Origin of the sequence: Pseudomonas meliae (genome assembly GCF_001400515.1) — a bacterium.
GTDB classification, from domain to species: domain Bacteria; phylum Pseudomonadota; class Gammaproteobacteria; order Pseudomonadales; family Pseudomonadaceae; genus Aquipseudomonas; species Aquipseudomonas amygdali.
On record NZ_LJQT01000018.1, the window covers coordinates 23186 to 29290 of the forward strand.

4 protein-coding genes are annotated in these 6105 nt (G+C 60.3%); 3 read left to right on the forward strand and 1 reads right to left on the reverse strand.

All coding sequences use genetic code 11. The features are described 5' to 3' along the window. Nucleotides 1-4 precede the first annotated feature (4 nt). On the forward strand, nucleotides 5-868 hold the full coding sequence (gene asd / locus ALO64_RS26055) for an archaetidylserine decarboxylase (protein ID WP_004654580.1): 864 nt from the start codon (nucleotides 5-7) through the stop codon (nucleotides 866-868). 259 nt (nucleotides 869-1127) lie between these two features. Continuing rightward, a complete protein-coding gene (locus ALO64_RS00645) occupies nucleotides 1128-2912 on the forward strand; it encodes a hypothetical protein (protein ID WP_005731110.1) in 1785 nt (594 codons plus the stop codon). A gap of 66 nt (nucleotides 2913-2978) precedes the next feature. Here ALO64_RS00645 and serB read toward each other — a convergent pair whose 3' ends face one another. Beyond that, nucleotides 2979-4193: a phosphoserine phosphatase SerB gene (gene serB / locus ALO64_RS00650; RefSeq protein WP_044343243.1), complete on the reverse strand. Its 1215-nt coding sequence runs from the start codon at nucleotides 4191-4193 to the stop codon at nucleotides 2979-2981. Nucleotides 4194-4323: 130 nt separating this feature from the next. On the opposite strand from serB, the gene ALO64_RS00655 reads away from it, so the two are divergent. Continuing rightward, nucleotides 4324-5865, forward strand: a complete 1542-nt coding sequence (locus ALO64_RS00655) for a HAMP domain-containing protein (RefSeq protein WP_044343242.1) — start codon at nucleotides 4324-4326, stop codon at nucleotides 5863-5865. Nucleotides 5866-6105 lie beyond the last annotated feature (240 nt).

The following is a 6105-nucleotide window of genomic DNA, read 5'->3' on the forward strand; positions in this document are numbered from 1 at the left end:
TTCAATGAAAGACCGCTTGTTCATCATCAGTCAGTACCTGTTGCCACACCACCTGCTGTCCCGACTGGCAGGCTGCGTTGCCGAATGCCGCGTACGCTGGTTCAAAAACGCTTTCACTGCGTGGTTTGCCCGCCGTTATCAAGTGGACATGTCGCAGGCCCTGGTCGAAGACCTGACGTCCTACGAGCACTTCAATGCGTTCTTCACCCGCGCATTGAAAGCCGACGCCCGCCCGCTCGATACCACGCCGGGCGCGATTCTTTCGCCAGCCGACGGCGCCATCAGCCAGTTGGGTCCGATTGATCATGGCCGGATCTTCCAGGCCAAGGGGCACAGCTTCAGCGTGCTTGAGCTGCTGGGCGGTGATCCCAAGCTGTCGGCACCGTTCATGGGCGGCGAGTTCGCGACGGTCTACCTGTCGCCGAAGGACTATCACCGCGTCCACATGCCACTGGCTGGCACGCTGCGTGAAATGGTCTACGTGCCGGGCCGCATCTTCTCGGTCAACCAGACCACGGCTGAAAACGTACCCGAGCTGTTCGCCCGTAACGAGCGAGTGGTCTGCCTGTTCGACACCGAGCGCGGACCAATGGCAGTGGTGCTGGTCGGCGCGATGATCGTGGCGTCGGTCGAGACGGTATGGGCCGGGCTGGTCACGCCGCCCAAGCGTGAATTGAAGACGTTCAGCTACGACGAAGCAGCGCGTGCGCCAATCCATCTGGAAAAAGGTGCCGAGATGGGCCGCTTCAAACTGGGCTCCACGGCCATTGTGCTGTTCGGGCCAAATCAGGTGAAATGGGCCGAGCAACTGACCGCGGGCTCCAAGGTACAGATGGGCCAGGCATTGGCAGTTCCGACACAGGCATGATTGTGACTTGAAGTCACAGTGCCTGGCATGGGCGCCCCATTAACAGGGGCGCTCATGCAGTTTAAAACCGGACAGTAATGGCTCCAGGCCATATTTACTGCGTAGTGATGCCGATACTGGTAAAGTCGCCCGATCGGTGCTGTAGGATACTTCGCACTTTCATGGGCGTATGCTCGACATGTCCCCGCTCCGCGATGACGTCAGCCACCCATCTAAAGCCTCCGTCCGGGCCAATGAGTTGTTGGAGTTCGCCTGTCACATGAGTAATTTTAGCCTCCCTCTGCTATTGCGTGCCCCTACGCCGACGCAGTCGAGCCTGACATTCAGTGAAGCCAACCCCCGCGACCTCAAACGCTGGATCTCCAGGCTGCCCAAGGCAAACCTCGGAGAAATGGCGCGCCAGCTCTATCAAGGGCTGACCGAGCTCAACCAGTTGATCACCCCGAGCGAGAACCGCCTGCAATTGCTTGAATTGCTGCGGCCCGAGGTGTACTTCGTCTGCAAGCACCTTGAACGTCACTTTCTCAATCAGGCCATTGTGCTGGACGAGCGGCCGCGCAAGGTCGCCAATCTCTGCCAGGCCCTGCAAAACCATCTGGCGACCGGTTACAAGCAGATCATCCAGCAGGTAGCGCCCCGCTACACCAGGGATCAGGCCGGACTTTTCAGCACCGCTCTGCAACGAGCACTGCATGGGCTCAACGGACCGCTGATTCGCGCCAATCAGCTCTACTGCCCGGTGCAGGACGGTCTGTGGCTCGAACTGCATCAGATCTACCAGATTGCCCGCCAGTACCAGTTGCACAATACGCCGGTCGAAGAGCCTCTGGCTCATCACACCAAGGCGTTGAGTGTGGAACAGACATATGTGATCGCGCTGCTGATGGGGTGTTCGCGCTGCAACCAGATGCGGCAGTTGAACATCGGTAAACTGGCCGATGCACTCGAGGCCTGGAGCCCGCTGGTCAGGCTGCAATCGCCTGCCGGGGACAACAGCCTGTTTGCCCTGGACCCGACGGCAGACAAACCGCCGCTGTATCGCACCCTGTTCAGCGATGAACAATCACCCAGGCTACTGGGTATCGACACCCAGTCGCTGGCAGAGGCAATCAACCAGTATCTGGCCTTGCCGGACGACCAGCGCAGCCCGTCCAGACTGCTGATTCCTACCGGTATCAATACCGACCTGCTGCAACATCTGGCGGCCGCCTGGGGTGATGTGGCCGAACGCACCTTTCAGCGCACGGCAGGCCAGGGCACCCTGAAGCTGTGCATCGGCATGAGCGCACTGCATTTTTATGTGGCTGGTCAGAAGTCGTTCAGCGAACTTCTGCAACTCAACAGCGCAGGCAGTGCTGCGAGTTTTTCGCTGAAGATGGCCAATGATGACGCGGACGATCCGTGGGCGTCTGCCTTCGACACTCAGCGCGGCAAGACTTCATCCGTTCTGCTGCCCTACGAAGAGATCGAATACCCGAAAAACGACGGCGACAGCGACTCGCTTTCCAACAACCAGCATACGTTTCCGACCTTCGACCTGAATATTGTCAACCACAGCCCGGGCGGATACTGCCTGGCGTGGCAGAAGGACGTGCCTCAGCAGTTGCAGGCTGGCGAACTGGTGGGTATTCAGGATGACGCCGGCCAGGGCTGGAGCATTGCAATCGTGCGCTGGATCCGCCAGGTACGCAGCGGCGGCACACAGATGGGGATCGAACTGATCGCCCCGTTTGCCCAACCGTGCGGCATGCAGCTGATTCGCGAACAGCAGAATAGCCAGTACCTGCGAACCCTGATGCTGCCGGAAGTACGCGCCATGGAAAAACCGCCCACCGTGCTCGCACCGCGTCTGCCTTTTCAGGAGGGCAACAAGGTGATGATCAACGTCGCCGGTGAAGAACGCCGCGCGTCACTGAGCAACCGGCAGGTCAGCAGCGCCAGTTACAATCAGTTCGAGTATCAGATGTACGACGCCCCGAAAGCGACCGAAACCGAAAAGGCCAGACCAGATCAGGAGTTCGATTCCTTGTGGGGCACGCTGTAGCGATCACTGCGACAGCCGTCGCGATTGGCCCCTCGCCATCAGGGGCAAACCACCACGGCCTGAGCGTCAGCGCTTTCCTTCGCGGTCGCGAAAACCCAGCAGATACAGCACGCCATCGAGTCCCAGCGTCGAAATGGCCTGTTTGGCCGATTGCTTGACCAGTGGCTTGGCACGGAACGCGACACCCAGCCCGGCAATCGCCAGCATCGGCAGGTCATTGGCACCGTCGCCGACCGCGATGGTCTGCTCCAGGCTCAAGCCTTCCTTGTGCGCCAGCTCGCGCAACAGGTCTGCCTTGCGCTGCGCATTGACGATCGGCTCTACGGCGACGCCTGTTACCTTGCCATCGACCACTTCCAGCTCGTTGGCGTACACATAATCGATGCCCAGTTTTGCTTGCAGCTGCTTGGCGAAGTAGGTGAAGCCACCCGAGAGAATCGCGGTCTTGTAACCCAGACGCTTGAGCTCGGAGAACAGCGTTTCGGCGCCTTCGGTCAAGCGTAGAGAAGCGCCGATTTCATCCAGCACACTGACATCCAGCCCCTTGAGCAGAGCCAGACGCTCCTTGAAGCTTTCGCTGAAATCCAGTTCGCCGCGCATCGCACGCTCGGTAATCTCGGAAACCTGCTCGCCCACACCGGCAGCCTTGGCCAACTCGTCGATCACTTCGGCCTCGATGAGGGTCGAATCCATGTCGAACACAGCCAGACGCCGGTTGCGGCGAAACAGCGAATCCTGCTGGAACGCGATATCTACGTTGAGATCCTGGGCAACTGCGAGGAACTCGGCCTGCATGGCTTTCGGGTCGGCTGGCTCGCCGCGCACGGTGAACTCGATGCAACCCTTGCCCTTGTCGGCCGGCGTGTCGAGCGGCATACGCCCGGACAGACGATCGATCTGATCGATATTCAGCCCGTATTTAGCCGTAATGGCGCTGACGCACTGCAATTGCTCGGCCGTAACCTTGCGGGTCAGCAGTGTGACGATATGACGGGCCTTGCCCTGACCTTCAACCCAGTGCTGATAATCCGCTTCGGACACCGCCGTGAAACGGACCTGCTGATCGAGTTTGTAGGCGGTGAACAGGATGTCCTTGAGCACGGAAGAACCCTGCACGGTATCCGGAATTTCAACCAGGATGCCGAACGACAGGGTGTCGTGGATAACCGCCTGACCAATATCGAGAATGTTCACGCCACCCTGGGCGAGGACGCCGGTGATGACAGCAGTGAGACCTGGACGGTCGACACCTGTGATGTTAATCAGGACGATTTCGCGCAAGGCGCACCCCCATAGTGGAAAAAAACCGCATTCTAACCACATTCAGTGACCACCGGGCACAGGCAGCGCTTTGCCGCTACTGGGTCGCTCGTTATACTGCGCGACAACTTCACCGAAAGAGCCGTGCTCTGTGAACCGGCCCACGCCCGTTAAAACCGATAATTTCTTCCTGCTCATCTTTCGTGCCCTGCGTCATCGCCGTGTACCGATCGCTTTGCGCATTGCCAGCCATAACGTGATCCTGGTCGCTTTGGCGCTGGTGATCTACGCCGGTGTCATGGGTCTGCAATTCAAGCAGGCCATGCATGAACAGGCGGATGCGCTGGGGCAGGCCCTGACGACCCAGACCGCCACCTCGGCCACCGAGCTGTTGGTGTCTAACGACATCCTCAGTCTCAACGTGCTGCTGGGCAATCTGGTCAAGAACCCGCTGGTAGCGCATGCCGCTATCTACAGTGTGGATAACCGCATTCTTGCGGAAGCTGGCCAGCGCCCGAAAAACGGGCTTCTGGGCGAGGCTCAGGGCCTGTATGAAATCAAGATCACGTTTCAGGACGTGATGGCGGGTCATCTGCGCATCAGCCTCGACATGTCACAGTTCCAGCAGCCGATGACCATCAGCCTGCAGAGCATGGGCATTCTGGCGGGCATTCTGCTGGCCCTGGCGCTGGCCCTGAGCCTGCGCCTCGGTCGCCATATCTCCACGCCATTGATGCAGATGCGCATCTGGCTGCGCGACATCGACCCATACACCCCGGCTACCGACCGCCAGGATGAAATAGGCGATCTGGCCCGGCAACTGCGCACCTCGTTCGCACCACCGGTTCCAGAGCCGGAGCCGCTGCCCGAACCCGAGTATGACGGCGACGAGGACGACGGTGACGATCCGTACCTGGAGCCGGAAGAGCGACCTGCACCACCGGTCTCGGCACGCAGCAGCGAACCGAAGCCGCGCCTGCCGGCACCGCCAGTCCAGCGTCGCATTGTTGCCGAAGAAGACGAAGACGACGACGAAGATCCGTTTGCGGACCTGCGTGACAATTCGAATACCGCACCAGTTGCACGCCCTGTGGCTGCGCCGGTAGCGCCCGTCGAGCCGCACAACAGCGCCGTGCTGGCCGTACAATTGGGCGCGCAGGACCAATTGCGCCGCCTGCCGCGCGCACGACTGACCGAATTGCTGCAACGTTATCGCGACTGCCTCGATCAGGTCGCCTCGCTGTATGAAAGCGAGCTGCATACCCTGAACGATGGCAGCACCCTGATGCTGTTTCACAGCCACGAAAGCGGTGATGACTACCTCACCAACGCAATCTGCTGCGGCGAGCTATTGCGTGCCCTGAGCCATGCCTTGCAGATCGAGGTGGCCGACAGCGGCATCACCTTGCAACTTCAACTGGGCCTGACGCTGGGTGAGGGCCTGAGCGGTCTGAGCCAGATCGACCTGCTGCTGACTGAAACGGCGCAGGATGCGTTGGCGCTGTCTCAGCACAGCCGCAACCTGCTGCTGGTTGAACGCCGTATCAACGACGACCCGTTGATACGCCAGCGCGCCCGTATCCGTCCTATCGCCAGCCCTGAAGGCGCATGCTGTGTGGAACGCCTGATGGAGCCCTACCCTTCGATGCTCGAACGCCAGCTGGCGCGCATGCACGAATCCAACAAGGCCTGACCACCGCCTCTCGTTCACATGCGTAAGCACAGGACGAGAGGCGCCCGACCTTGACTGTGGCAGCGCGGCGCAGATCTGTGACGCAGAGCGTCACCCAAGGCATTCCCACGCTGGAGCGTGCGGAACGATAGGTGTCCGCAAGATCACCATCGTGCCCATGCTCCGAGTGGGCATGCCGTTCTGGACGCTCCGCGTCCGATCCTGACGGTGCAGCGCGGCACAGATCTGTGACGCAGAGCG

What these genes read in the sequence shown, in the direction of transcription:
- asd (WP_004654580.1), top strand. Translation starts at nt 5, where the DNA reads ATGAAAGACCGCTTGTTCATCATCAGTCAGTACCTGTTGCCACACCAC.
- ALO64_RS00645 (WP_005731110.1), top strand. Translation starts at nt 1,128, where the DNA reads ATGAGTAATTTTAGCCTCCCTCTGCTATTGCGTGCCCCTACGCCGACG.